We start from the raw sequence: 25,333 nt of genomic DNA on the forward strand, positions 1-25,333 counted from the left end.
CCAATGCCCCATGCCCAATGCCCAATGCCCCATCCCCCATCCCCATAGTTTTCCATTTTTTATTTCACTAGAACTACTACAATTACTATTGATGCTAGATAATGGGAAAGCTTTGACATTTTCTTGCCAATCTAGCCCGGAAAAACAGACCTAACACTTATGCGAACTCACTATTGCGGCGAACTCCGAAAAGAACATATTGGAGAAACTGTTACCTTGTACGGATGGGTAGACCGTCGCCGCGATCATGGAGGTGTGATATTTTTGGATTTACGCGATCGCTCTGGAATCCTCCAAATTGTCAGCGATCCGCAACGCACCCCGGATTCTTACGAGCAGGCAAACGCTCTACGAAATGAATATGTTGTCGAAATCACTGGTAGGGTAACGCAACGTCCCGAAGAATCTCTGAATACCCGCATACCTACAGGCGAAGTTGAAATCTACGCCGATAAAATTGTACTGCTCAACGGTGTCCGCAGACAGTTACCTTTTCAAGTTTCCACCGCTGACACCGAGACAGTGCGGGAAGACTTGCGGCTAAAGTATCGTTATTTGGATTTGCGACGCGATCGCATGGCGCAAAATATGCAATTGCGTCATCAAATTGTCAAAGCCATGCGCCGTTATCTAGAAGATTTGGAAGGGTTCATTGAAGTCGAAACTCCAATCCTTACCCGTTCTACTCCTGAAGGTGCGCGGGATTATATTCTACCCAGTCGCGTTAACGCTGGTGAGTGGTTTGCCCTACCACAATCACCCCAGTTATTCAAACAACTGCTGATGGTATCGGGCTTAGATAGATACTATCAGATTGCCCGCTGCTTTCGCGATGAAGATTTACGCGCCGACAGACAACCAGAATTCACCCAATTGGACATGGAAATGAGTTTCATGTCTCAAGAAGAAATTATCGAACTCAACGAAAAGTTAGTTTGTCATATCTTCAAGACAGTTAAAGGCATTGAGTTACACCGTCCGTTCCCTCGTCTCACTTATGTTGAGGGGATGGAACGTTATGGCAGTGATAAACCAGATACTCGTTATGGATTAGAGTTAGTCAACGTCTCGGATGTGCTGAAAGACTCTGGTTTTAAAGTCTTTCGGGACGCTGTTGCCAATGGTGGTATTGTCAAAATTCTACCCATTCCTAATGGTAATGATGTAATTTCTAACGTCCGCATCAAACCAGGCGGGGATTTATTTAAAGAAGCCAACGAAGCTGGCGCCAAAGGTTTAGCTTATATCCGAGTCAGGGATGATGGTGAAATCGATACTATTGGCGCGATTAAAGACAACCTGTCAGAAGAACAAAAACAGGAAATTTTACGCCGCACAGGTGCAAAAGCTGGATATCTGCTGTTATTTGGGGCTGGTGATACTACTACCGTTAATAAAACTTTAGATAGACTACGGCAAGTTACCGCTAGGGAGTTTGGGTTAATTGATCCAGAAAAAATTAACTTGCTCTGGATTACAGATTTTCCCATGTTCGAGTGGAATGCTGACGAAAAGCGTTTAGAAGCACTGCACCATCCGTTTACTGCACCGCATCCTGATGATTTGAGTGACTTGAAAACTGCACGCGCCCAAGCTTATGATTTAGTGCTCAATGGTATGGAAGTGGGCGGTGGAAGTCTGCGGATTTATCAAAGGGAAATTCAACAGCAGGTATTTGAAGCGATCGGTTTGTCTCCTGAAGAAGCACAGAATAAATTTGGCTTTCTTTTGGAAGCATTTGAATATGGTACACCGCCTCATGGTGGTATCGCCTACGGTTTAGATCGTTTGGTGATGCTGCTCGCTGGGGAAGAATCCATTCGAGATGTCATTGCTTTTCCGAAGACGCAACAAGCGCGGTGTTTATTGACTGATGCGCCTTCGGGAGTGGATGTCAAGCAATTGAAAGAACTGCACGTTGCTTCAACTTACAAACCAAAGTCTTAGTAAAGTCCAAGGGGATCAAGAGTAGGGTAAGCATTGCAATGCCTACTCTACTCTGTTGAAGAACTCGAAGAGTAGACGCTGGGCATCTATGTGGTTCGTTGCATCTTCATACAGAACTGCTATTAGCTTTACCCCATATCAAAGGAATGTATTTGTATTAATTGCGGCGATCGCATTTTATTTTTTCAGGGAGTAAATATTAAGCTGCATCAGTCCTAAACTACGAAATATTAACTAAGTAAATGTTTGTATTATTACTAACTTACTGATGATTGTTGAAATTACATATTGCCCTGTGATTAATAGTATCACAACAGTATAAATTTTAAGCGTTAGATTAATAAATCCAACCAATTAATCATGCTCTAAATCTAAACATAGGGCGCAATAGCGATTGGTATCGCTATTGCCACATATAATATCCTGTTAGTACTCCCTTGGGTAAGTGCTGAAACATTCGGAAAATTAAGTTAATCTAACTACTTCCAAAAAAACGCAATTTGCTGTATACTTACATATCAAAGCGCTACTGAATTTGAAAAAGTTGTGCTAAAGCATACCCAAACCCCTCTGCTATCTGGAGAAGCATGTGTCAAAAAAGTTTTACTGACGAATTGAACTTAGTTATCAAGTAACGAGCAACTCAAGTGTTCGGATAATTGTATGAGTGCAGTATTTTACAATTTTGATCAGTTTTTCTACTGTAGAGTGCTTTTTCATATTAATTTTGATGAATTGCAAATTGCCAAGTAGATTAATTTCAAGATTTTTGGAGTTTAATTACTCATCGAAATCAATGTGATATATCGCCAAAATGTGTAATCTAAATTATAGGAGTGTGCTTAATAGCCAATAAGGGCAAGCACCAAGGTATGTATCCTGCTCAGTCAGCCTGTAAGATGCTTTGATCAAAAAGTTTCCGCTGAAAGCTGGAGTTAAAAAATGACGTTTTAACTCTTCTATTCAGACTGAGGTAAAAAACACCTCAAGCATGAATAGCAAATGGTTGAGTGCATTGACTTTAATTAATCACTTAATCTGATTTTAATTAAATAGTTGATATTGGATTTAGGAGTTGGGCTTCGATGATCTTTTAGATCTCAGTCCCTCCAACGTAACCTTGTTCTGGTCTGTGGTATATCTACATGATAAGTGAGGTCGAATTGCAGAATAGGTGTACCCAAAATCGGAAACGTTCAAAGCGGCGACCTATCTACTGTCCAATTCATAGATGTTACCTGCATAGTGTGAGCCAAAAGTATAATTTGTATGCTAGTGGCGCCGGACAACTTCAAGAAAGAGGGATAGGGCGGCACAGAGCACTAATTTTAATGGTAAATAAGACCACAGTTTCCTTACAAGGTGAATGGTTAGAAGCATTCTGGTGTGGACAGTGTGAGCAAACAAAATGGTATCACGTCAAAAAGTGCGATCGCACCTATGAAGTTTCAGTTGCATCTGTAAAACTTTGGCAACAAGCAAGTGGAGTCATTGATCCTGAAGGAAATCCTTCCGTAGGAGAATTTACTCGCACCCAAGCCCGGATGGCTGGCAATAACAATAGCAGGAATTTCCGGTGAAAAAGTTAAGCCAGTTGCAGTCTCATTGAATGTATCAGTACGAGCAATCAATATCTGCCATTATGGAATCTAAATCAAACTTGGAAGAGGTAGATTTTCAAAAATACCTACTTATTGTGCAACGACGCTGGATACCAGCAGTAGGGCTTTTTGGAGTAGTTGTTACCCTCGCATTCTTGTACACATTCTCACTAAAACCCTCATATAAAGCAGAAGGAAGTTTGTTAATTAGGACAAACCGTACTTCCTCCCTAACAGGTTTAGGGGAAGCTATAGGACGACTTGATTCTTTGACCACTACCAACAATCCTTTAGAAACTCAGGCAAAGATAGTTACATCTGTTCCAGTTATTCAAGAAACCATTAGTTCGCTGAACCTAAAAGATAGCAAAGGCGAGTCCTTTACAATACAAGATTTGACTAACAAACTTAAGATAGAAAACTCCAAGGGAACGGAAATTTTGCAAATTTCCTACACAGATAAAAATCCAGATTTGGCGGCAAAAGTTGTTAATCAACTGATGAAAGTTTATATCAAGAATAATATAGAGGCAAATCGGGCTGAGGCAGTCTCAGCCCGTAAGTTTATTCTAGAAGAAATTCCTGGTACTGAAACAGCTGTCAGAGAAGCTGAATCAACTCTGCGTAAATTCAAAGAAGAACATAAAATAATCACTTTGGAAGCAGAGTCAGAGCTAGCAGTCCAGACAGTTTCTAGTTTAGAACAGCAAATTTATCAAGCCCAAGCTCAATTAGTTTATGTCACCGCTCAGTCACAAAAGTTACAAAATCAAGCCAGCATTGATTCACAGCAATCTGTGAGTTTTGCCTCACTGAGTCAAATACCTGGAATTCAGCAAGTGCTTGCTCAACTCCAAGAAACACAAAACCTTCTGACGGTTGAGCAAACCCGTTTGCAGGCAAAGCATCCTACTATTATCAATTTGCAAGAGAAAATTGTCGCTCTCAAGAGCTTGTTAGAAGGACGAATAGAGCAAGCATCTGTCACTAATGAACAAGTATCTATGGGAAATGTTCAGATTGGAGAACTGCGACAAAACCTCATTCAAGATTTTGCTCGCACTGAGGCACAACGAGTCGGTTTAGTTGAACAAATCAACACATTATCGAATGAGTGGTCTGCATACAAACAAAGAGTAAATGTTTTGCCCAGGCTAGAACAAGCTCAACGACAGCTTGAGCGAAAGCGGAAAGCGGCTCAAACAACCTACGAAGCACTTTTGACAAAACTGCAAGAAGTTCAAGTAGCTGAGAATCAAAATATTGGGAATGCTCGCGTCATTTCTCCTGCTTTAGTTCCAGATCAATCAGTTGGTTCTGGCAAAGCGATGATTATGATGGGTGGAGGAGTTTTCGGTGTGATGCTTGGTATAGTTGCTGCCTTCACTTTAGATCTAATTGACCGATCAGTGAAGACGGTAAAAGAAGCTAGAGAATTGTTCCAATATACTCTTTTAGGAGTGATTCCTTCAGTAAGTAAGAATGGCAAAAAGAGTTCTTATCCGTCATTAGATCAACAAATTCCGAGAGTAATTGGCAGAGATATCCCTCACTTCCCTGTTGGTGACGCATACCAAATGCTGCAAGCCAACTTAAATTTCCTGAGTTCAGATAAAAAGCTGAAGGCGATTGTAGTTACCAGTTCCGTATCCAAAGAAGGCAAATCAGAGGTAGCCGCAAATTTAGCTGTGACAATGGCTCAGTTGGGGCGTCGGGTACTATTGGTAGATGCCGACATGCGTCATCCGGTCCAGCATCGTATCTGGGAAATGACGAATGCTGTAGGGTTATCGAATGTCATTGTTGACCAAGCTACTCTTGATGCAGCCGTGCAGGAAGTCATGCCTAACCTCTACGTTCTACCGTCCGGGGTTGTACCTCCTAATCCAGTAGCACTATTAGATTCCAAACGGATGGCTGCATTAGTTGCCTCTTTTGCAGAAAATTATGATTTCGTAATTTTCGATACACCAACACTAGCAGGAACGGCTGATGCTGCGGTGTTAAGCAAGTTTGCTGATGGGATTTTACTGGTGGTTCGTCCTGGGGTAATTAACTATGCCAGTGCTAATGCTGCTAAAGAGTTCCTCAAACATTCAGGTCAACAAGTGTTGGGTATGGTGATTAACGGTGTGAATATCAAACTAGAGCCTGACAGCTACTTTTACTATGCTAGAGAATCGATTGAATCTGGTTCTGTGTCAGGTAAATCTCTAACTCTCAACCGAGAAAAATAAATTAATCTCACTTAATTGAGATTTCTTTTAAATGGAATCACCTAAAGAGTCATCGAGTTTTCGACAAAAGGCAATTAAGTGACGACAGAATTTGTGTTTCAGGCTTTTGCAAAATAGTGATTGCAACTCAGTAATTCATTTATCATAAAATGCTCAAACAATAAAGAAGATGAAAAAAATATTTGAAACAGACTGGTTAGCTTCCCAGACAATTTTTTACAATGAATTAACTGGAAAAGTAAGTCAAAATATCAATGATGTTATATGTTTTAATAATTTTGAATTTGATCCAGAAGGATTAAACAACTACCTTGATTTTGGTTACTCCATACTGGAGCAAACTCCTATAAAATATGTAAAATTTCTTAGGCATTCATCTAGATTGATTGTTCATGATAACAGTAAGCTGGAAGTTCAATATCTAGATGATCCTGTGGATAAATGGATAGGTAAGACTTGCAATGAAGATGATGTATTTGATTTAATCAAGAAATCAGTACACACTTGGGAAGAATCAGTTGAGGGAGAAATTGTCATACCAACTAGTGGCGGTTATGATTCTAGGTTATTAAATTTTATGGTAAATGATAAATCCCGTGTTCGTGCTTTTACTTATGGTGTTTCAAATGATCAATCAGAATCTTTGGAAGTAGTCTATGCTAAAAAGCTATCGGATATTCTTGGTATTCGATGGGAGAGTGTTCAGTTAGGTCAATTCAATTCATTTTTGGAAAAGTGGGATGATTTATTTGGAATTTCTACCCATGCACATGGTATGTATCAAATAGAATTTTATAATAAAGTTATCTCCAATCTAGAGGGTGGTAATGGTTTACTGAGTGGAATATATGGCGACTTGTGGTCTGGGCTAGTTCCTTACAAAGAAAATATCACTCAGCCTAGAGATATATATAAAATTGCATATACACATCAATTACATGCTACCAGCGAAGCTTGTTTACTAAAGTCTGAACAAGAATTGCTGGAAGGTTACTATGAATTAAATCGCGAACGATTAAAGGAATGGAACTTTCAGTTATTATTAACGGCAAGAATGAAGATGATTTTAATTTCTTATTTAGTAAGAGTCCCTGAAATGTTATTTAGTTTAAAGCCTTTCTCACCACTATTAGAATCTGAAATTGTATTTTCCATGCTTAGCTTACCTGTTGAACGTCGAATAAACCGTTTGTGGCAGAAAGAATTTTTTCAAAATCATGGATTGGATTTGGAGTCAATGAATCTTTATGGGAGTAAACAAAATACCCTCAATAATCAAGGAATGGATCAAGTGCCTCTAAAGCCATTAAATGTTGATTTACTTAAACAAGTGATTAAACCAGCATACATAGAGTGGATTAACGATAAAATAGGACGACAACCATTATTTCATAAAATATTATTTAAAATGCACCAAACCCCAAAAATTAAAGGAGTTTTACACCGATTGGGTATTAAAGAACAGCGATTAGTAGCCTACAGCGCCTATTTAACTCTTAAACCTATTGAGAATTTACTAAAAAAAAGAGACATGGGCTGATTTTAGAGTAGCTAACTAAGCTGGTGTAACCAATACTAGCAGGGCAAACGCATCTAAAGTACTCTTGATCACGACGAAGATTAAGAACCAACGAAAAAATCAGTATTTCTCGTTTGATTTATTTTCCAAGCCTCAAAGCGATGTCTACGACGGGCTACGCCTACGCTAAATATATGTCAATAAGCAGGAATTAATGCTATTGTTATTGAGAATGAAGTCTTTTTATTGACATGATGCGGCCGCCCTGCCAATACTATATGATACTTGAAGCAATGGCAGTTTGAGCTACAAAACCACAACAACTAGAGTTTGATGCTGCGTAAATTAAAAATTCAAAAGTTATCATTTCTCCGGTCTCGCTCTGGGCTGCGTGCGATTGTTGCAAATACAAGTTGGCTATTTGCCGACCGCATTCTACGCATGGGTGTAGGTCTAGTAGTAGGAGTCTGGGTCGCACGCTACTTAGGAGTGCAACAATATGGTCTTTTTAACTACACTATTGCCTTCGTAGCCCTCTTCAACCCTTTTGCGACCCTAGGATTAGACAATGTCGTTATCCGTAATCTTGTACGTAATTCATCTAACAAAGAGCAAGTTTTAGGAACGACTTTATGGCTCAAATTAATCGGTGGGTTTAGTTCTGCATTTTTAGCAATCGGCTCTATTTTTGTATTTCACTACAACGAAAGTTTAACTATCTGGCTGGTAGCGATTTTGTCAACAGCAGGAATTTTTCAGGCTTTTGACACCATTGACTTCTGGTTTCAGTCTCAAGTCCAATCCAAATATACTGTAGTTGCAAAAAATACAGCGTTTATCATCGTTACCCTGGTTAAAGTTGCTCTAATCAAAATGCAAGCACCATTGATTGCTTTTGCATGGATGACATTCGCAGAGATTGGATTGGGTGCGATGGGTTTGGCGATCACTTACAAAATTAAAGGTTACTCATTACGGTTATGGTGTTGGAGTTTTCCAGTTGCTAAGGCTCTACTCAAGGACAGTTGGCCTCTGATTCTTTCTGGTGTGACAATCATGATTTACATGAAAATTGACCAGATTATGTTGGGTCAAATGATTGGCAATAATGCTGTAGGCATTTACTCGGCTGCATCACGTATTTCTGAGGTTTGGTATTTTATTCCCACGGCGATGGTTTCTTCAGTCTCTCCGACAATTTTTGCAGCCAAGCAAACTAGTGAAGCAGTTTACTATCAACGCCTCAAGCAATTATTACGTCTAATGGCTCTGATTTCTGTTGCGATCGCTCTACCAATGTCATTTCTATCGCAATCAATAATTATGCTGCTTTTTGGTGATGGTTATGCAGCATCAGGCCAAATTCTAGCAATACACATCTGGTCCTCTTTTTTTGTCTTCATGGGTATGGCAACATCACCTTGGTTTATTAGTGAGAATTTGACTCATCTTTCTTTGGTAAGAAATTTTATAGGAGCAATTATTAATGTGCTATTAAACCTATTGTTAATTCCCAAATATGGTGGAATTGGTGCTGCTATAGCAACTGTAATCTCTCAAGCATTTGCTACCTTTTTCAGCAATGCATTTCATGGCAAAACACGGAAAATATTTCAGCTTCAAATCCACTCGATTTTACATTTTTAATTATTAAAGATCATCATATATATATTATATATATATAATAATTCTCTCACTCTCAGCTTTAAATTACATTTATTAATATAATGTTATTTTCACCAATGAAAACTCCAGTTGTATTTATTATATTCAAACGACCAAATACTACTAGAAAAGTATTTGAAGCAATTCGTCAGGCAAAACCACCAAAACTTTTTGTCATTGCAGATGGACCACGTCCAAACCTTTCTGGAGAGGCAGAAGATTGCGAAGCTACGCGTGCAATTATTAAGCAAGTCGATTGGAATTGCGAAGTTCTGACTAACTACTCTGACGTTAATTTAGGCTGTAGATTGCGTGTTTCTAGTGGCTTAGATTGGGTCTTTAGTCAGGTTGAAGAAGCCATAATTCTTGAGGATGATTGTTTGCCACATCCTACTTTCTTTCAATTTTGTGATGAATTGCTCCATCAATACCGAGATGACAATAGAGTTATGGTTGTAACAGGTAATAATTTTCAGTATGGTCGAGTTCGGAACCAAGATAGTTACTATTTTTCGCGCTACAATCACTGCTGGGGATGGGCTACTTGGGGCCGAGCATGGCAACACTATGATCATCAAATGAAGCTGTGGCCTAAGATTCGTGATGAAGACTGGCTAGAAGACATCTTGTTAGACCTTTCAGCGGTCAAATTTTGGCAAAATATTTTTCAATACACTTATGAGAAAAAAATTAATAGTTGGGCTTATGCTTGGACATTCAGTTGTTGGATTCAGAACGGTTTGAGTATTATTCCTAATGTAAATCTAGTTTCTAATATTGGATATTCTTTAGAGGCAACCCACACAGTTAACAATTATAAGGATTTCGCAAATATGCCAGTATTACCTATAGATTTTCCACTTCAGCATCCACAATTTATTATTCGCAATTCTCAAGCAGATATTTTTACCCAAATAAATAATTTTTATGATTCAAGAATATCTGTAATTCTTAGCCAAAAACTTAAATTTTTTGCTAATAAATTATCTAATAAGCAAATATCTCAATAAATAGCAAAGTATCTTATTTATAAACAGGACTTACGCAACTGGCACAGGGCGATCGCAACTTAGTAGTACTAATGTATTCTATCAAATGCTATGTTGGTTTGGCTGAGACTGAAAAATTTAGCCTATCAAACAGGTCAAACTATTTATAGAATCAAGCACAACTTACTTGACAATTATTTAATTCGGCAATTAAAACGTCCAGACGTTCAGATGTGTTTGGTCTAATTTAAAATGCCAGAGAGTGCGATCGCCTATCTGTCATAATGCCTTGAAGCGCAAATCCCCCACACTAGCACCGCGCAAGTCATGTTCAGATCTGTTTGCCCTTGTCTAACTGCCCGCGCTTTGTGCCAGTTGCGTAAGTCCTGATAAATTTAAATAACTATAAAATACCATGAAAAAGAACATAGACTTACCTAATCTGTCAGATGACATCCAACAAGAAATTGAAAAAATACTTTTAGATGCTGAACGTCAGCCAATAGAAGTTGAAGAAATTTGGCAGCTAATGGACGACGTTTGGGATAGTTTAGGATGCAATAACATAAAAAAGGAGCCAGAAAAAGTTGATTTATTTTACAGTCATCCAGTTTGGCTACTAAATGGTTTATTTATTGAGCAGCATAATGTTTCCATTCTCCACCGCCAGGCGATCGCTGATTGGATTAATGTAAATAATAACGACATTATATCGGTTCTAGATTATGGTGGTGGTTTTGGTACCCTTGCTCGTTTAATTGCAGATAAAAACAAAGAAGTAGTAGTTGATATTTACGAACCACACCCTAGTCAGCTTGCTCTTGAGAAGATAAAAACCTACTCTAACGTTAAATTTATTAGTTATCTAAAAAAACAATATGACTGTTTAGTCTGTACAGATGTTCTAGAACACGTCCCAGATCCTTTAAGCTTATTGGCTGAAATGATTGAGAGCGTTAAAATTGATGGCTATTTAGTAATTGCCAATTGTTTTTATCCTGTAATTAAGTGTCACTTACCTGAAACTTTTCATCTTCGGTATAGCTTTAATCAATTTACAAATCTCATGGGACTTGATACTATTGGTTCCTGCAATGGTAGTCACGCTACTATATATAAGAAGATAAAACAAGAACCAGTCAATTGGAAAAAAATTCGCCTTCGAGAAAAAATATCAACAACTGTATTCCCCATTTTAAGAATATCTCACTCGAGTTATCAGGCTTTGAAAAGCATATTCTTAAACAAGCAGAAAAATTAGGTGTTTTAGGGGGAGTATCCCATTTTGGCAGATCGCCCTGCGCTAAGGCGCACGCTACGCGAACAGACTAGAAGTCTGGGGCTATACAAACTAAACCCCTGCGCGGGTTTGGGAGAGTCCGCGTCGGCGGACTTCTCTGCGAGACGCTACTCGCGAACGTTTGTGTAGCCGCGATTTCCAATCGCCCGGTGTTTCTTCCAAAAATGGATGCTCCCTGTTTTAGGTGATGAAGAACTTATATTTATATATCTGTATCAGGCTACTTATTCGCTTCAATTTTTAGCTACAAAACCACAACAACTAGAGTTTGATGCTGCGTAAATTAAAAATTCAAAAGTTATCATTTCTCCGGTCTCGCTCTGGGCTGCGTGCGATTGTTGCAAATACAAGTTGGCTATTTGCTGACCGCATTCTACGCATGGGTGTAGGTCTAGTAGTAGGAGTCTGGGTCGCACGCTACTTGGGAGTGAGACAATATGGTCTTTTTAACTACACTATTGCCTTTGTAGCCCTCTTCAACCCAGGGCGACCGCATCATGTCAATAAACAAAGTCTATTCTCAATAGACTTAAAAATAATATCATTAGCTCTTGCTTATTGCGAAAAATTTAGGCCTTGGCGTAGCCCGCCGCAGGCATCGCTTTGGGGCTTTAAAAATAATCAAACGCGAAAGGAAAGATTTTTTCGTTGGTTCTTAATATCGGTCGTGATCAAGAGTACTTTAGATGCGTTTGCCCTGCTCTTCAACCCCTTTGCGACCCTAGGATTAGATAATTAAGCGCCTCAAACAACAACTGCGTGTCATGATAATAATTTCTGTTGCGATCGCTCTACCAATGTCATTTCTATCCGAGTCAATAATTATCTTGCTTTTTGGCGATGGCTATACAGCATCAGGTACAATCCTGGCAATACATATCTGGTCATCTTTTTTTGTCTTCATGGGTGTAGCAACATCACCCTGGTTTATTAATGAAAATCTAACTCATCTTTACTTAGGTAGAACTTTTATTGAAGCCATGATTAATGTGGTATTAAACCTATTATTAATACCAATATATGCTGGAGTTGGAGCTGCTATAGCAACTATAATATCTCAAGCATTTGCTACCTTTTTTAGCCATGCCTTTCATGCAAAAACGCAGAAAATATTTAAACTTCAGATTCAATCAATTTTACCTTTCTAGTTATAAGTTTGTATCTTCATAAGATGATAATTATTAAAATATTTCAAAAAATAGTCAGAAATTGGCTGAACTACTTGCATATACTACAACATAATCAAGGTGTAGATATACCTTTATCTGTAGTTATGCAATACGACGATATTAATGCTATCAAGATTAGCCCGGAAGTTAATATAGGAGAATTTGTAGAATTTGTTGTCGTAGCCAAATCTCCACATAGCAATGTTCCAGGGCGATTGATTATCGAAAAACGTGCTGTTATTGGATCATATGCTAATATTCGTGCTGCTGGAGGAGAAATATATATAGGGCAGAATTGCCTTATTGCACAGCATGTATCTTTGATTGCCTGTAATCATACAATATCGCATGAAAAGCCATATAGAGACTTACCTTGGAATGAAGAGAAAACGGGTATATTCATAGATGAAAATGTTTGGATTGGTTGTGGTGTAACTATTCTTCCTGGTTGTCGTATTGGAAAAAATTCAGTAATTGGGGCTGGTAGTGTCGTTACTATATCTATTCCAGCTAATGAAGTGTGGGCTGGTGTGCCAGCTAGAAAAATTAAAGATATTAGTTGTTATGAAACTGAAAATCTTAGCTATAAGCTATAGGAAGTTAGCAGATAATTTTGAATTTAAATATCCTACTGTTTATAGATAATTAAAATCATCATGAAAGTTTTGTTGGTTAATAGTTCTGATATTGATGGTGGAGCCGCTCGCGCTGCATATCGATTACAAAAAGGTCTTCAGAATCTTGATATTCCTACACAGATGCTTGTACAACTTAAAAAAAGTGATGATAGAAATGTCATTGGAGCACGAGCTTCATCTGGAATGTCACAAGCTGTTACTGGTTTGAGATTAACTTTAGATCAGCTACCATTAAAATTTTATCCTAATCGGAATCAAGCTACTCACTCGCTTCAATGGCTTCCAGATACTCTCGTCTCTAAAATTAGCCAATTAAATCCAAATATCATCAATCTACATTGGGTCAATAATGGATACTTACTGATTGAATCAGTAGCTAAATTAGCGAAACCAATCGTTTGGACTCTCCATGATATGTGGCCTTTCACCGGGGGATGCCACTATAGCCAAGACTGTACTCGCTACACTGATTCTTGTGGTCAGTGTCCGCAACTTCATAGTTCTCAAAACTGGGATTTATCCCGTTGGGTGTGGCAACGCAAAGCTAAAGCTTGGAGAAATCTTAACCTAACTATAGTTACGCCTAGCTCCTGGTTAGCTAAATGTGCCAGTGCTAGCTCTCTTTTTAAGGATTTGCGAATAGAAGTAATCCCAAATGGGATTGATACTCAAACGTATAAACCTCTTAATAAAGAAATAGCACGAGAACTACTAAATTTACCCCAAGATAAACAACTAATTCTATTTGGTTCTCTACAGTCAACTAGTGATAGACGTAAGGGATTTCATTTGCTGCAAGCATCTCTGCAAAATCTTAGCAAAGCTGGCTGGTCAGATAGGTTAGAAATAGTTATTTTCGGATCATCTCAGCCTAAAAATCCTCCGGAGTTTGGTTTTAAGTCTTATTATCTAGGTACGTTGAACGATGATTTATCTTTAGCTTTATTGTATTCAGCAGCAGATGTATTTGTTCTACCTTCTACTCAAGAGAATTTGGCTAATACTGTGATGGAGGCAATTGCCTGTGGAATTCCGTGTGTTGCCTTTAATATTGGTGGTATGCCAGATATGATTGAACATCAAAAAAATGGTTATCTAGCTCAAGCTTATAAAGTTGAAGATTTAGCTCAAGGTATTATTTGGATACTAGAAAATCCTGAGATATATCAAAAACTATCTTACTGGTCCCGTCGAAAAACAGAACAAGAATTCACATTAGAGATTCAAGCAAATCGCTACTTATCTATCTTTAATGAACTATTATCATAAAAATAATTTAGCAGAAATCAGTTCTTAAAAAATAATCAGTTCTAATTCAAGAATTAGTAAGAACGACTTCCATATAAACACATATTCTAAACTTGCCATATATGGAGAATAAGATTTGAAAACCAATATCATAAAATGGTTAGAAACATTTAGTGTTGTTTTATTAATTTTAACTAGCGATTGTAGACTGTCCCCACTGTTAGACCAGCTTGTTAAGCTTGCCAGTTATCCTACGGTAGCATTATTAATTATTAGACAACCATTAGGGAGAGTAGCATATGTCGCTACAAGAGATTGGTCTTTGATAATATTATGTGTATTTGCCTGTTCTTCAATCTTTTGGTCTGAGAATACAGAAGAAACCGCAACTCAACTTAAATCTTTATTTCGCACAACTTTGCTTGGTACGTATTTAGCTGTACGCTACTCTCCTAAAGAACAAATGCGTTTGTTAATTTGGGTAATAGGTATAGCAGCAATTTTAAGTTTAGTGTTTTCTGTAGCAGTACCATCCTACGGAACTGCTATCTCAAATAATGTTTTTGTGTGGCAAGGTATATATGCACATAAGCAATATTTAGCTAGAGCAATGACCGTGGGTTGTATGGTTTTCCTGCTAGCCTTATTATCTACCAGGAAGTATTGGTGGTTGAAGTTAGCAATGCTGTTTATCATGTTATTGCTGCTCTGGCAAAGTACTAGTAAGACAGGTATAGGGTTTCTTTTAGTGTGCATATATATTATGCCCCTCTATAAGATAGCCAAGCAAAAATTCAGAATTCGGGAAACAATCTTGGCTGTGGCTTTTATGATTAACGGTACTGTAGCTATGCTGCTTCTAGGTAATCTAGAGACTATAGTGGTTGACATCATGGGTAAAGATTTAGAGTTCAACGGGCGCTTACCTTTATGGCAAAAAGCAATTGAAGTTGGTTGTAATCAACCTTGGTTTGGATATGGTTACGCTGGTTTTTGGAGTTCGCCTATATCTTTAGAAGTTGCTAAAAGTTTATGGATACGTCAGGAATTGAATGCAAATCATTCTCATAATGGTTTTATTGATATATTTCTTCAATTGGGTGTAGTGGGATTAATATTGTTAGCATTTAATTTTTCCATAGTTATTTTCAATGTTATATATTTATTGTTTATAAGCAAAACAATAGAATGCTTTTGGATGTTTAACATGATATTTTTGATGCTATGTTTTAATATTTTTGAACTTAATACACTATTAACTGCTAATTTTTTATGGATTTACTATATATCAATATCGCTATCCCTTGTTTTGGAGCTTGAACAGATAAAGCATGGAAATTTAAAACAATAAATATATGTAAATATATTAAGTCATTTGACTAAATAATCTGAGGGGGCGACGAAACAGGCTCAAAAGCTTTGTATGTAAGGATGGTAACGTTTTGTGATAAAAAAAGTAGGTCTAGTTTTGTCAATAATACTTACTTAATGATAATGTTACCTACATCTTACCAAAATCACTTAAAAAGTCAATTGAATTTAGCAGAATACCTGTTGCTAAAAATTTTGATACATTTGTTACAGTCCATCGAAGAAGTAACTCTAGAAAAGTTAGCTAATGCGTTACCTTTGGCAATAAAATTTCAGAGTAGGAGAAAAAGAATACAAAGATTTTTATCATTACCAATAAACAAAGATTTGACATCGAAGAGATGTTTAGAGATTTCAAGAAAGGTGGTTCTAACTTAGAAGACACTAATGTTGAAGGCGAACGCTTTATTTCTCTAGTTTTACTGATAGCGAACGCTTACACTTCGGCAACGATTCAAGGTAAGCAGATTAAGCGTAAAGGAATACAGAAATATGTGGCTCGTATCAAAGAAAGGAGTCGTTCAGAGCGGAGACATAGTAGTTTTTATATCGGCTTAGCTTATATGGTCAAACTTGGGTCAATTTCAAGAATATTTGTATGGAATTAGTAACAGAGTTGATGAGATTAAATCCCAACAAACGTAAGTATTATCAACAAGGTATGAGGGCTATGAAGCTTATAGAGTCTACATCTTAGCTTTGAGTTTAATGATAGGATTAATAAAGTTATGAAAAATGGAAATCTAGCAGTCATTATGACTTGTTATAACAGGCGTGATACAACTCTCGCCTGTCTGCGTGCGTTATATGAGCAGACAAAACCTTTTGATGTTTATCTAACCGATGATGGTAGTTATGACGGTACTTCAAATGCAATCAAAGCTTCCTATCCACAAGCTCAAGTTCTTAAGGGGAATGGAAATTTGTTTTGGGTTGGAGGAATGAGGTTAGCCTTTGCTGAGGCTCTGAAAGAGAATTATGACTACTATCTCTGGCTTAATGACGACACTTTGCTTGAACCAGATGCTCTTAGCAAACTTCTTGCTACCCACCATTACCTCACAGAACATAATAATCCAAATTCTATAATTGTTGGTTCAACCCAAGATGCAGCCACAGGAAAACCGACTTACGGTGGTGCTGTACGCTCAAAGCATTGGTACTCCAATAAATACGAATTTGTGCAGCCTAGTCAGGAACTTCAAAAGTGTGAGACTATGTATGGAAATTGCATACTTATTCCACGTTCTGTTGCAGAGAGAGTAGGTAATTTAGACCCTGCTTTTATCCATAATTTAGGGGATCTAGATTACGGACTTAGAGCATGTCAACTGGGGTGTTCGGTATGGATAGCGCCTGGATATGTAGGTACTTGCTCGAAAAACTCTGTTAGAGAGAGTTGGGCAGATATTAACCTTCCGGTTAATGAACGCTTAAAAAGGGTGCTGGGAATCAAAAGTTTTCCAATCCAAGCATGGACTGTTTTTACCAGGCGGCATTCTGGATCATTCTGGTTTATTTATTGGTTCTTACCTTATTTACGTGCGGTAATTGGTTACAGAGATCTGAGTGTATCTTCTACTTTTAGCGAGGAGATTAAATAAACTTTAAAAGTACAATGATTACTAATTATAGTTGTTAATAAATAAGGATATCCACTCAATATGAGTAAACGCTTACTGATAGTCTCTACTCTTGATTCAACTCAACCATTCGGTGCGTTTACTAGACCTTTCTACCTTGGACAATATCTTCTCAAATATTTTGAGGTTTATCATCTGGGCTTAAATTGTTCCGCTGTTGACTATGCACCGTCTATATCTATTGGTTCAAGAAGCCTGAGTTCATATATTAAAGCAGTGCAAAAGTCTATAGAAGATTTTCATCCAGATATAGTATATGCTCAAGAAACACTACCTGGATTAGCTGCTCTAATTTCACTTACCTTTAATAAACAGACAAACTGTTCTCTTGTATTAGATTTCCATACTTTTTCTGCTTTTGAGTACTGGAGCCGCTTATCTTCTGTTGCTAATCCATTTAAAGAATTTTTGCAACTTATTAAAACATACATTGCTCAGGGAATACTTATATTTTCTGGGAATCCAATTATTGCCGCAGGTGAGTCAACTCCCCAATTAATTAGGCAATGGTATGGGAAAAAATCGCAGACCATTTTCTGTATAGGAAATGGGGTTACTGAAGACTTAATAGATGTTAATGAGCATTTTGAAATAGATCCATATCGTACACTGCGACCAGCAAAAATAGTTGTTGTTGTGGCTCCTAAAACATTTCAATTTCCCAGCAACGACATGTCTGTATCAATGACTATTGAAGCAGCTAAATATCTAGAAAATCATCAGCAAAAAGTACATTTTGTTGTTATTGGACGTGACGCTAAAGAAGTTGAAGAGGTACTACCATCTAATATAACGTTTGTAGGATTTTTACCAGAACGAAAAGATTTTGTTACGCATATAAAATATGCAGATATAGGTCTTTTGCCATTTCCAAAGCAGGCGGTTGCTGGGGGAGCGCGTAATAAGGCACTAGATTACTTCGCTAGTAAAAAGTTAGTTGTATCTACGCCTGAAGGACTCAGAGGTTTAGAGGAATTTCATCACCAAAAACATTTGTTAATTTCAGGAAATTCTGCTCAAGAGGTGGCTAATACAGTTTTGGAGGCAACTTTTAATTTAAACAAATACGAGCCACTTGTGGAAACTGCATATAGCCTAATTAGAGAGAGATATTCTTGGAGTGCAAAAGCACAAATGGTTGCTAAGGTGCTTATGCAGACAGTCAAGCAATAATTAGGGAGAACTTACCATCATTATAACTATTACCAAGTAACAAAAATCTATTAATTCAACTAGCACTTCAAGTAAAGTTTGTCTATAAATTTTCTGTTTAAGAGCTATTTTTTAGCCTTTGTAAAGAAAAATTTAGAACATTTAGAGCAATTCCCCATGAAGCGATCGCCATATAAATTTCTTGGTGTTCAAGTAGACGCACTTGCCATACCTGAATTAAATTCCTTGATTACAGAATCTATCGAGCACGATAAAAAATGGATCATTGCTAATCACAATCTGCATAGTCTTTATCTTTACCATCACAGCTCTAAAATGCAAGCTTTTTATGCAAAAGCCGACTATGTTCATATCGACGGTATGCCTTTGGTGTTCTTAGGAAAATTGCTTGGTTTTCCACTCAAGCGAGAACAAAGAGTCACCTATGCTGACTGGGTATGGCCTTTGATGTCCCAAGCAGCTCAGCAAGGCTGGCGTGTATTCTATCTTGGCTCAAAGCCAGGAATAGCAGAGCAAGGAGCTAGGATTTTGCGGGAGAAATTTGCTGGTTTACAGATTACTACAGCTCACGGCTACATCAATACGGGAGATAATCAAGAAAACCTTGCCACGTTGGCAGCAATTAACGCTTACCAACCCCACGTATTAATGGTAGGCATGGGTATGCCACGTCAAGAACACTGGATTCTAGACAACCTAGAACAGATCCAGACTAATACCATTCTTACTAGTGGAGCCTGTATTGACTATGTAGCTGGAGCCGTTCCCACTCCACCTCGTTGGATGGGGAAGTTGGGCTTGGAGTGGTTGTATCGCCTGTTTAGTGAGCCAGGAAGACTGTGGAAGCGTTACTTACTAGAGCCTTGGTTTGTAGTCAGACTCTTATTACAGGAAATTCTCAATGCTTAATAACCTATTAGTGACTAGGCGACAAGTTCTCATGATTGCAGTTTTGACTGGGGGATTTAGCGATCGCGCTATAACTGTTCTACATATACTCCCTACTTAGGCAGGACTTACGCAAGTGTCATATTTTTAACGCCAGAGGTTGTCCAGAGTCAAAGGTCAAAAGTCCAAAAAACCTTGATTCTTGACCCTTGACCCTTGACCCTTGACTCTTATACCAGAAGCCTTGTGTGCCAGTTGCGTAAGTCCTATTAGGTTGTCTGCCAGTGCATCCCTTACTACTAAACTCAAAGTTCAGACCCAAGTACTGATCTGAGATTTTACACTCCTTCCAACAACCGCCATCTCAAACGCAGAGAGTATAGGAATAATGACATCCAGATACCTCCCACTAGTAAATTTCAAGCCTGATTTAAGATCAGCTCAAGGCACAAGAATACAGAGAGGGCTAGCTCTGAGAGTACTTCGGATAATCACACTTATCCTACTTGATGCCATGTCTGTTGCCTTGGCATGGAAGTTAGCAATATTTTATGGAACTCCATTAGATTCTCCTTTGACTGAAAGATCATCTTTTCAATTGCTAAGTCTCGCTGTAGCAATAGGGATGATGGCAGCCCAAGGACTATATGAGGCAGGTATTCACCGCCGTAACTATGCTCGCCTGATTAGAGCAGTTTCTCTGTCAGAATTTTTCCTGTTGCTGATTGCGTTTCTCTACGAACCAAATCTGTATATCTCAGGCTCAAGTTTTATCCTGTTTTGGTTGTTTTCTGTAACCTTTATCTGTGTGGCTCGTCTGAGCTTTGATGTTGCTACCAACCTTGTGCGGCAGAAAGGAGCAATTCGTTACCCCGTTTTTCTGATCACAGATGCAGAAGATCAACAAAGTGGTATTAAGTTAATTGAAAAAGAGAATTGCTACAACTTGATGGGAGTAGCGGAAGCTAGTTCTTTGGATAGAGATAAACGAGAGTCAACCTTAGAGTTCCTTCGTAATCAAGGCATTGTTGAGGCTTTTGTTTCTTGGAATGCGATTAAAAACCGCCTGTATATTTCTTGGCATTTCATGAGTGCTGGTATTACCCTCCGTATTTTGCCAACAGAAAGAGAAGTTATACCGCCTAATACTGTATTGTGGATGATTGGTGAAGTGCCATGTCTAACAATTTCTGCACCAATTCTTGCAGGTAGTGATTTTTTGGTTAAGCGTGGCTTTGACCTTTGTTGTGCAACTATTTTGCTAGTGCTACTAGCACCTATCTATTTGCTAATTTCCCTGCTAATTAAGCTGGATTCTCCTGGGCCAATCTTGTTTAAGCAGAAGCGAATTGGTCTGCATTGTAAGGAGTTCAAAATTTGGAAATTCCGCACAATGGTTACAAATGCAGAAAAATTGCAAGCATCTCTAGAAGCAAAGAATGAAATCAAAGATGGCGTCTTGTTTAAACTCAAAGACGACCCTCGTGTGACACGAGTTGGTAAATTCCTGCGCCGTTACAGTTTGGACGAATTACCGCAACTGTTTAATGTTTTAATTGGGGAAATGAGCCTAGTAGGGCCACGCCCTCTTCCTATTAGAGATGTAGAGAGATTCCAAACAACTCACTTTATTAGACAAGAAGTTTTGCCTGGGATCTCTGGATTGTGGCAGGTTTCTGGTCGCTCTGATATTGAGAATTTTGAAGATGGGGTGAGATTAGATATCACTTACATTGAAAATTGGTCGCTTTGGCTAGATTTGAAGATTTTGGTAAAAACTGTGAGTGTTGTACTGCAAAAGACTGGCGCTTACTAATTAACCAAGTAAGACTATAAGATGCGATCGCTTCTTTAATAGATAATTAGCGATCGCTTTCTCATACTTTGTTCTCTAGACAAGTGGATTATCAATATCAGAGCTAATCCGTTTATCAACTGCTTCAATTCAAAAGTTTTGAGATGTTGAATTTTAAAATCTGGATTTTGCTGCTCACGATTATTTGTATTATCGCCACTGGCCTAGTAGTCTATCTACTAGGCGGCGTTGAACCAGCACAAATTCAAGCTTGGCTCAGGTCTGCTGGTATCTGGGCACCTATTATCTTTATGCTTTTCTATGTTGTAGCAACTGTACTTGTTCTACCTTCAACTGCACTTAATTTGACTGGCGGTGCCATTTTTGGCCCAGTGCTAGGAACTATCTGGACTAGCCTTGCAGCAATCATTGCCGCAATTGTTGCTTTTACGTTTACTCGCACTGTTGGACGTGAAGCAGTAGCCAAACGACTAGGTGGAAAGTGGCAAGCAATGGATGCTGAGGTACGTCGGGGAGGATTGTTCTATATGTTTGCCATTCGCTTGGTAGCAATCATGCCCTATGGTCTAGTGAACTTCACTGCGGGGCTAACGTCGGTCAGTTTCAAAGATTATGTTCTGGGTACGACATTAGGCACAGTTCCTGGTGTTCTACCTTTTGTATTGCTAGGTAGTTACGGCTTGAAGGCTCTCAGTACAGGGGATTTATTACCAGTGGTAGGAGCTTTGTCGCTAACTGGAATATTAGTCGTAGCAGCTACCTGGTATCGCCGCCGTCGCACATTTCCCTCAAAAAGCGTTGAAGTTTTTAAGTCATCTAGGTCACGTAACAAAGACCATCAAGATGAGTAAACCACAAATTTATTTTTTGTTCCTTTCGGCATAACATAAAGCGAAGCACGAGGTCTTGTACATGCTCCTAGATAAAGACAATGTAGAACTTTCTGTAATAATTCCCATATACAATGAGGAACTCAATATAGATTACCTGTTTGAACGATTAGTATCAGTACTAAATTGTTTGAACATAAAATATGAAATCGTTTGTGTGAATGATGGTAGTAAAGATAATACTCTGAAGTATTTGATTGAGCATCATCACCGTAACTCTGCAATTAAAATAGTTAACTTATCCCGTAATTTTGGCAAGGAAATAGCTTTAACGGCGGGTATTGATTATTCAATAGGAGCAGCAGTAGTACCAATTGATGCGGATCTTCAAGATCCACCTGAATTAATTGAGGAGCTAATTGCCAAATGGCGTGAAGGTTATGATGTGGTTTGTGCAACTCGTCGCTCACGTCGAGGAGAAAGCTGGATCAAGCGCTTTACTGCTAATACTTTCTACCGAATGATCGCTCAGTTGAGTCACATTCCAATCCCTCGCAATACTGGAGATTTTCGTTTGCTTGATCGCCGCGTAGTTAATGCTCTCAAACAAATGCCAGAACGGAATCGTTTTATGAAAGGTTTGTTTGCTTGGGTTGGTTTTAAGCAAACTTTAGTACTATATGATCGCCCTCAACGTTACAAGGGAATTACTAAATGGAATTACTGGCGACTTTGGAACTTTGCTATTGATGGTATTACCTCATTCAGTTTCATACCCTTAAAGATTTGGAGCTATCTTGGTCTTGCTATATCTTTACTTTCATTTTTGTACGCTAGCTTTTTAGTAATTCGGACTTTCCTTTTAGGAATTGATATTCCTGGTTATGCCTCCTTAATGGTGGCAGTCCTCTTTTTAGGAGGCGTGCAATTGCTTAGTCTTGGCATGATTGGTGAATATCTTGGGCGAGTCTATGAGGAGGTAAAAGGACGTCCACTTTATTTTGTACAAGAATGTTACGGTTTCATGCCTGAGTCTGTCACTCAAAAGTCTATTGCCTACCATCCATAATAAGTCTAAACATGAATAGGAATCTGGGAAAATCTGATCAAGCTAGAGAAGCTTACACGTTAATACTAATCTTAACTATTATAATTTTTTCTACTTTTCCCTGGTCGCTCTATGGGATGAATTGGTCAGACACAAGTCAAATATTTCATTTCGGCAATAGAATTGTCAATGGCGATTTCCCCTACAGAGATTTTGACTACCAAACTGGATTTATTGGCATTGTTTTGGATGCCTTTTTTCAGAAAATACTAGGCAAAACTTATTTGTCTAGCTTAGTTGCTAGATTCTTAGTTAAAGTTACTACTCTACTTGTCCTGTATTTAACGTTTAGGCAATTTACTTCAAGGTTCATATCAGCAGCTAATTGTAGTGGTTTAGCACTATTTAATCCTATACTTTTTGGCGGTGGTAATGATAATTATGTAAATTTGTTTCTCTCAATCTCTATTTTTTTTATCATTATTGGCTTTCAAGAAATAGTCAAAAAAACTTCATTTATCTACTTTACTATATCTGGCTTTTCTCTTGCTCTAGTTGTCGGAGCACGCCAGAGTAATGGAATTATCTGCATAGCAGTTACATTGGGAGTTATCTTAGCCTATTCTCTCACAGACTTAAAAAAACTAATTATTTTTATAGCTCCATTCGTTGCAGGTATTATTGTAGGACTAGGATCAATAATAGCAATATTAGTATTAAATTCTGCACTATACGAAGCATTTGATGAACTTTTTTTTACCGCTGCCGAAAAGAAAAATGTTAGCACTATTATTAGTCTAATAGATGCTTTTTCTGGTGGACTTAATAGCGATTCTTCTATTAAAGAGATTCTTAAATATGTAGTTATTCCGCTACTTGTATCTGTCGGAATTTTTATTTTAATTAGAGAGCCAATAAAATCACTACCTAATAACAAATTAAATTTAAATCGATTGGCAACAGTAGCCATTCCTGCATTACTAATTTTTGGGATTGCCACAAATAAATTTGTTGGAAGCGGTGAGTTACTTTTTTATGATTTACCAAGAACATTTTTTAGTATAGCTCTTATTGCTAGTTGTGTCTTTCCCAAAAAAAGCCAATTAATTCTAGGATTGCCACATCCAATTTTCCCCTTGCTCATAGCTCTAACTCTCGGAACAACCTGGGCCATGCAGATTTCCTGGCCTGGTAGACCATACATATATAATGACATGTTAGTTATAACAGTAATACTAACTATGCTCATGTCAACAAAAATTTGTGCTAGTTGGAAAAGAGGTTTATCACTGGCGTTCCTAGCTGTTACAGTCAGTATATTTTTTAGCAATCTTGTTAGCCATTCTCTTGGCGCCGAAGGAAATTACTATTATGGTTTCTATAAAGACACTAATTATTCACTAAATCAGCCAATGACAAAATTTATTAAAGTAACAAAAGAAAAAGCAAAAACTTTTTATATGCTACATCAAAATATTAATATTGGCGACTCTTGTTTTATATACGGTTCTGCATCAGTTTTATATTCTATTCTACAGTGTAATAATCCAACACGGTTAGATTTAACAAACTCAGATGCTCTAACTTTAAATAGTGCAATTAAAACAGTGTCTTCTTTAAGAAATACTCCACCTAAATGGATTATAGATACAGGTAAAGGTGGTTTTTATATTCAAGATATTTTTAATGGCTCACGCAATTTTTACGGACCCTTTAACCAATTAGGATCAAAGGAATTGCACACAGGTTTACAAGAACTTATAAATGATTATCAATTAGTCAATACTGTTAAGGATATGTTTTCAAGAAAAGAAAAATTAGAAAGTAGAGATCATGATCAAGTGATTAGGTTTCGTTTATATAAATACTCACGAGAGCTTTTTGATAAAAACGAAATAATTTAAAAATTTCGATTGATTGTCTAGCTTAGAGTATGTTTTAAAAGTATTAGGCGAATCGAATTCGCTACTACACAAACAAAGTCCACCTCCGTGGATTAACGGTAACGGGTTTTGCCTGTATAGCCTAGCCAGTGCGTTGGGCGGATCCGCCGACTTGTTCGCGCAGCGTCTCCGACAGGAGAAGCACCTGGCGCGCGACTTATAGTCGCCAGGACTAGTAATAAACCACGTCTATCTTGAAACCCGTAGTTTTTCCTCATCTTCTTCAAGGTGATTTTTCACCCACAAGCGATCGCAAATTTCAAAAGGACGGGAATTAATATCTTGTTCAAAGAAATGAACCCGTTCAA

19 protein-coding genes and 1 pseudogene are annotated in these 25,333 nt (G+C 38.0%); all 20 read left to right on the top strand.

Annotated elements, in window-relative coordinates; genetic code table 11:
• The first annotated feature begins 159 nt into the window (after window positions 1-159).
• The 20 genes and pseudogenes from aspS to IQ246_RS18485 all read left to right on the top strand — a co-directional run bounded on the left by aspS (window position 160) and on the right by IQ246_RS18485 (window position 24,986).
• A complete protein-coding gene (gene aspS / locus IQ246_RS18390; RefSeq protein WP_194004786.1) occupies window positions 160-1,947 on the top strand; it encodes an aspartate--tRNA ligase in 1,788 nt (595 codons plus the stop codon).
• Window positions 1,948-3,110: 1,163 nt separating this feature from the next.
• A complete protein-coding gene (locus tag IQ246_RS18395; protein WP_194004802.1) occupies window positions 3,111-3,527 on the top strand; it encodes a hypothetical protein in 417 nt (138 codons plus the stop codon).
• A 62-nt stretch (window positions 3,528-3,589) separates the two neighbouring features.
• Complete coding sequence (locus IQ246_RS18400) at window positions 3,590-5,785, top strand: polysaccharide biosynthesis tyrosine autokinase (RefSeq protein WP_194004787.1); 2,196 nt, start codon at window positions 3,590-3,592, stop codon at window positions 5,783-5,785.
• A 169-nt stretch (window positions 5,786-5,954) separates the two neighbouring features.
• On the top strand, window positions 5,955-7,325 hold the full coding sequence (locus IQ246_RS18405; RefSeq protein ID WP_194004788.1) for a hypothetical protein: 1,371 nt from the start codon (window positions 5,955-5,957) through the stop codon (window positions 7,323-7,325).
• Window positions 7,326-7,637: 312 nt separating this feature from the next.
• The gene (locus IQ246_RS18410; RefSeq protein ID WP_194004789.1) at window positions 7,638-8,951 is read left to right on the top strand and encodes a flippase; all 1,314 of its coding nucleotides are present in this window, start codon (window positions 7,638-7,640) and stop codon (window positions 8,949-8,951) included.
• Window positions 8,952-9,046: 95 nt separating this feature from the next.
• Complete coding sequence (locus IQ246_RS18415) at window positions 9,047-9,979, top strand: glycosyltransferase family 2 protein (RefSeq protein ID WP_194004790.1); 933 nt, start codon at window positions 9,047-9,049, stop codon at window positions 9,977-9,979.
• Between the two features lie 394 nt (window positions 9,980-10,373).
• Window positions 10,374-11,219 (top strand): bifunctional 2-polyprenyl-6-hydroxyphenol methylase/3-demethylubiquinol 3-O-methyltransferase UbiG, encoded by an 846-nt coding sequence (locus IQ246_RS18420; protein WP_194004791.1) that lies wholly within the window; start codon window positions 10,374-10,376, stop codon window positions 11,217-11,219.
• Between the two features lie 310 nt (window positions 11,220-11,529).
• Window positions 11,530-11,997 carry a hypothetical protein gene (locus IQ246_RS31300; RefSeq protein ID WP_370588511.1) on the top strand — a complete coding sequence of 156 codons (468 nt, stop codon included), beginning with the start codon at window positions 11,530-11,532 and terminating at the stop codon, window positions 11,995-11,997.
• A gap of 25 nt (window positions 11,998-12,022) precedes the next feature.
• Window positions 12,023-12,406, top strand: a complete 384-nt coding sequence (locus IQ246_RS18430) for a polysaccharide biosynthesis C-terminal domain-containing protein (RefSeq protein ID WP_194004792.1) — start codon at window positions 12,023-12,025, stop codon at window positions 12,404-12,406.
• Window positions 12,407-12,429: 23 nt separating this feature from the next.
• Window positions 12,430-13,023, top strand: coding sequence for an acyltransferase (locus tag IQ246_RS18435; protein ID WP_194004793.1), 594 nt, complete (start codon window positions 12,430-12,432; stop codon window positions 13,021-13,023).
• Between the two features lie 60 nt (window positions 13,024-13,083).
• Window positions 13,084-14,334 (top strand): glycosyltransferase family 4 protein, encoded by a 1,251-nt coding sequence (locus IQ246_RS18440; protein ID WP_194004794.1) that lies wholly within the window; start codon window positions 13,084-13,086, stop codon window positions 14,332-14,334.
• 115 nt (window positions 14,335-14,449) lie between these two features.
• Complete coding sequence (locus tag IQ246_RS18445) at window positions 14,450-15,664, top strand: O-antigen ligase (protein WP_194004795.1); 1,215 nt, start codon at window positions 14,450-14,452, stop codon at window positions 15,662-15,664.
• A gap of 322 nt (window positions 15,665-15,986) precedes the next feature.
• Window positions 15,987-16,381: pseudogene (locus IQ246_RS18450) on the top strand (IS4 family transposase); the annotation flags it as partial.
• A gap of 31 nt (window positions 16,382-16,412) precedes the next feature.
• On the top strand, window positions 16,413-17,288 hold the full coding sequence (locus tag IQ246_RS18455) for a glycosyltransferase family 2 protein (RefSeq protein WP_194004796.1): 876 nt from the start codon (window positions 16,413-16,415) through the stop codon (window positions 17,286-17,288).
• Window positions 17,289-17,348: 60 nt separating this feature from the next.
• Window positions 17,349-18,500, top strand: a complete 1,152-nt coding sequence (locus tag IQ246_RS18460) for a glycosyltransferase family 4 protein (RefSeq protein ID WP_194004797.1) — start codon at window positions 17,349-17,351, stop codon at window positions 18,498-18,500.
• A gap of 156 nt (window positions 18,501-18,656) precedes the next feature.
• Window positions 18,657-19,409: a WecB/TagA/CpsF family glycosyltransferase gene (locus IQ246_RS18465; protein ID WP_194004803.1), complete on the top strand. Its 753-nt coding sequence runs from the start codon at window positions 18,657-18,659 to the stop codon at window positions 19,407-19,409.
• Window positions 19,410-19,776: 367 nt separating this feature from the next.
• The gene (locus tag IQ246_RS18470; RefSeq protein WP_194004798.1) at window positions 19,777-21,204 is read left to right on the top strand and encodes a sugar transferase; all 1,428 of its coding nucleotides are present in this window, start codon (window positions 19,777-19,779) and stop codon (window positions 21,202-21,204) included.
• Window positions 21,205-21,347: 143 nt separating this feature from the next.
• Complete coding sequence (locus IQ246_RS18475) at window positions 21,348-22,055, top strand: TVP38/TMEM64 family protein (protein WP_194004799.1); 708 nt, start codon at window positions 21,348-21,350, stop codon at window positions 22,053-22,055.
• Between the two features lie 61 nt (window positions 22,056-22,116).
• Window positions 22,117-23,103 (top strand): glycosyltransferase family 2 protein, encoded by a 987-nt coding sequence (locus tag IQ246_RS18480; protein WP_194004800.1) that lies wholly within the window; start codon window positions 22,117-22,119, stop codon window positions 23,101-23,103.
• Window positions 23,104-23,114: 11 nt separating this feature from the next.
• Window positions 23,115-24,986 carry a hypothetical protein gene (locus tag IQ246_RS18485; RefSeq protein ID WP_194004801.1) on the top strand — a complete coding sequence of 624 codons (1,872 nt, stop codon included), beginning with the start codon at window positions 23,115-23,117 and terminating at the stop codon, window positions 24,984-24,986.
• Window positions 24,987-25,333: the final 347 nt, after the last annotated feature.

Origin of the sequence: aff. Roholtiella sp. LEGE 12411, from assembly GCF_015206995.1 — a bacterium.
Classification (GTDB): domain Bacteria; phylum Cyanobacteriota; class Cyanobacteriia; order Cyanobacteriales; family Nostocaceae; genus Komarekiella.

Excerpts from the sequence above, each read along its gene's own strand:
- IQ246_RS18470 (WP_194004798.1), top strand. The coding sequence starts at position 19,777 with ATGACATCCAGATACCTCCCACTAGTAAATTTCAAGCCTGATTTAAGA.
- IQ246_RS18435 (WP_194004793.1), top strand. The coding sequence starts at position 12,430 with ATGATAATTATTAAAATATTTCAAAAAATAGTCAGAAATTGGCTGAAC.
- IQ246_RS18420 (WP_194004791.1), top strand. The coding sequence starts at position 10,374 with ATGAAAAAGAACATAGACTTACCTAATCTGTCAGATGACATCCAACAA.
- IQ246_RS18400 (WP_194004787.1), top strand. The coding sequence starts at position 3,590 with ATGGAATCTAAATCAAACTTGGAAGAGGTAGATTTTCAAAAATACCTA.
- IQ246_RS18465 (WP_194004803.1), top strand. The coding sequence starts at position 18,657 with ATGAAGCGATCGCCATATAAATTTCTTGGTGTTCAAGTAGACGCACTT.
- IQ246_RS18460 (WP_194004797.1), top strand. The coding sequence starts at position 17,349 with ATGAGTAAACGCTTACTGATAGTCTCTACTCTTGATTCAACTCAACCA.
- IQ246_RS18415 (WP_194004790.1), top strand. The coding sequence starts at position 9,047 with ATGAAAACTCCAGTTGTATTTATTATATTCAAACGACCAAATACTACT.
- IQ246_RS18475 (WP_194004799.1), top strand. The coding sequence starts at position 21,348 with ATGTTGAATTTTAAAATCTGGATTTTGCTGCTCACGATTATTTGTATT.
- IQ246_RS18480 (WP_194004800.1), top strand. The coding sequence starts at position 22,117 with ATGCTCCTAGATAAAGACAATGTAGAACTTTCTGTAATAATTCCCATA.
- IQ246_RS18430 (WP_194004792.1), top strand. The coding sequence starts at position 12,023 with ATGATAATAATTTCTGTTGCGATCGCTCTACCAATGTCATTTCTATCC.
- aspS (WP_194004786.1), top strand. The coding sequence starts at position 160 with ATGCGAACTCACTATTGCGGCGAACTCCGAAAAGAACATATTGGAGAA.
- IQ246_RS18485 (WP_194004801.1), top strand. The coding sequence starts at position 23,115 with ATGAATAGGAATCTGGGAAAATCTGATCAAGCTAGAGAAGCTTACACG.
- IQ246_RS18455 (WP_194004796.1), top strand. The coding sequence starts at position 16,413 with ATGAAAAATGGAAATCTAGCAGTCATTATGACTTGTTATAACAGGCGT.
- IQ246_RS31300 (WP_370588511.1), top strand. The coding sequence starts at position 11,530 with ATGCTGCGTAAATTAAAAATTCAAAAGTTATCATTTCTCCGGTCTCGC.
- IQ246_RS18410 (WP_194004789.1), top strand. The coding sequence starts at position 7,638 with ATGCTGCGTAAATTAAAAATTCAAAAGTTATCATTTCTCCGGTCTCGC.
- IQ246_RS18405 (WP_194004788.1), top strand. The coding sequence starts at position 5,955 with ATGAAAAAAATATTTGAAACAGACTGGTTAGCTTCCCAGACAATTTTT.
- IQ246_RS18440 (WP_194004794.1), top strand. The coding sequence starts at position 13,084 with ATGAAAGTTTTGTTGGTTAATAGTTCTGATATTGATGGTGGAGCCGCT.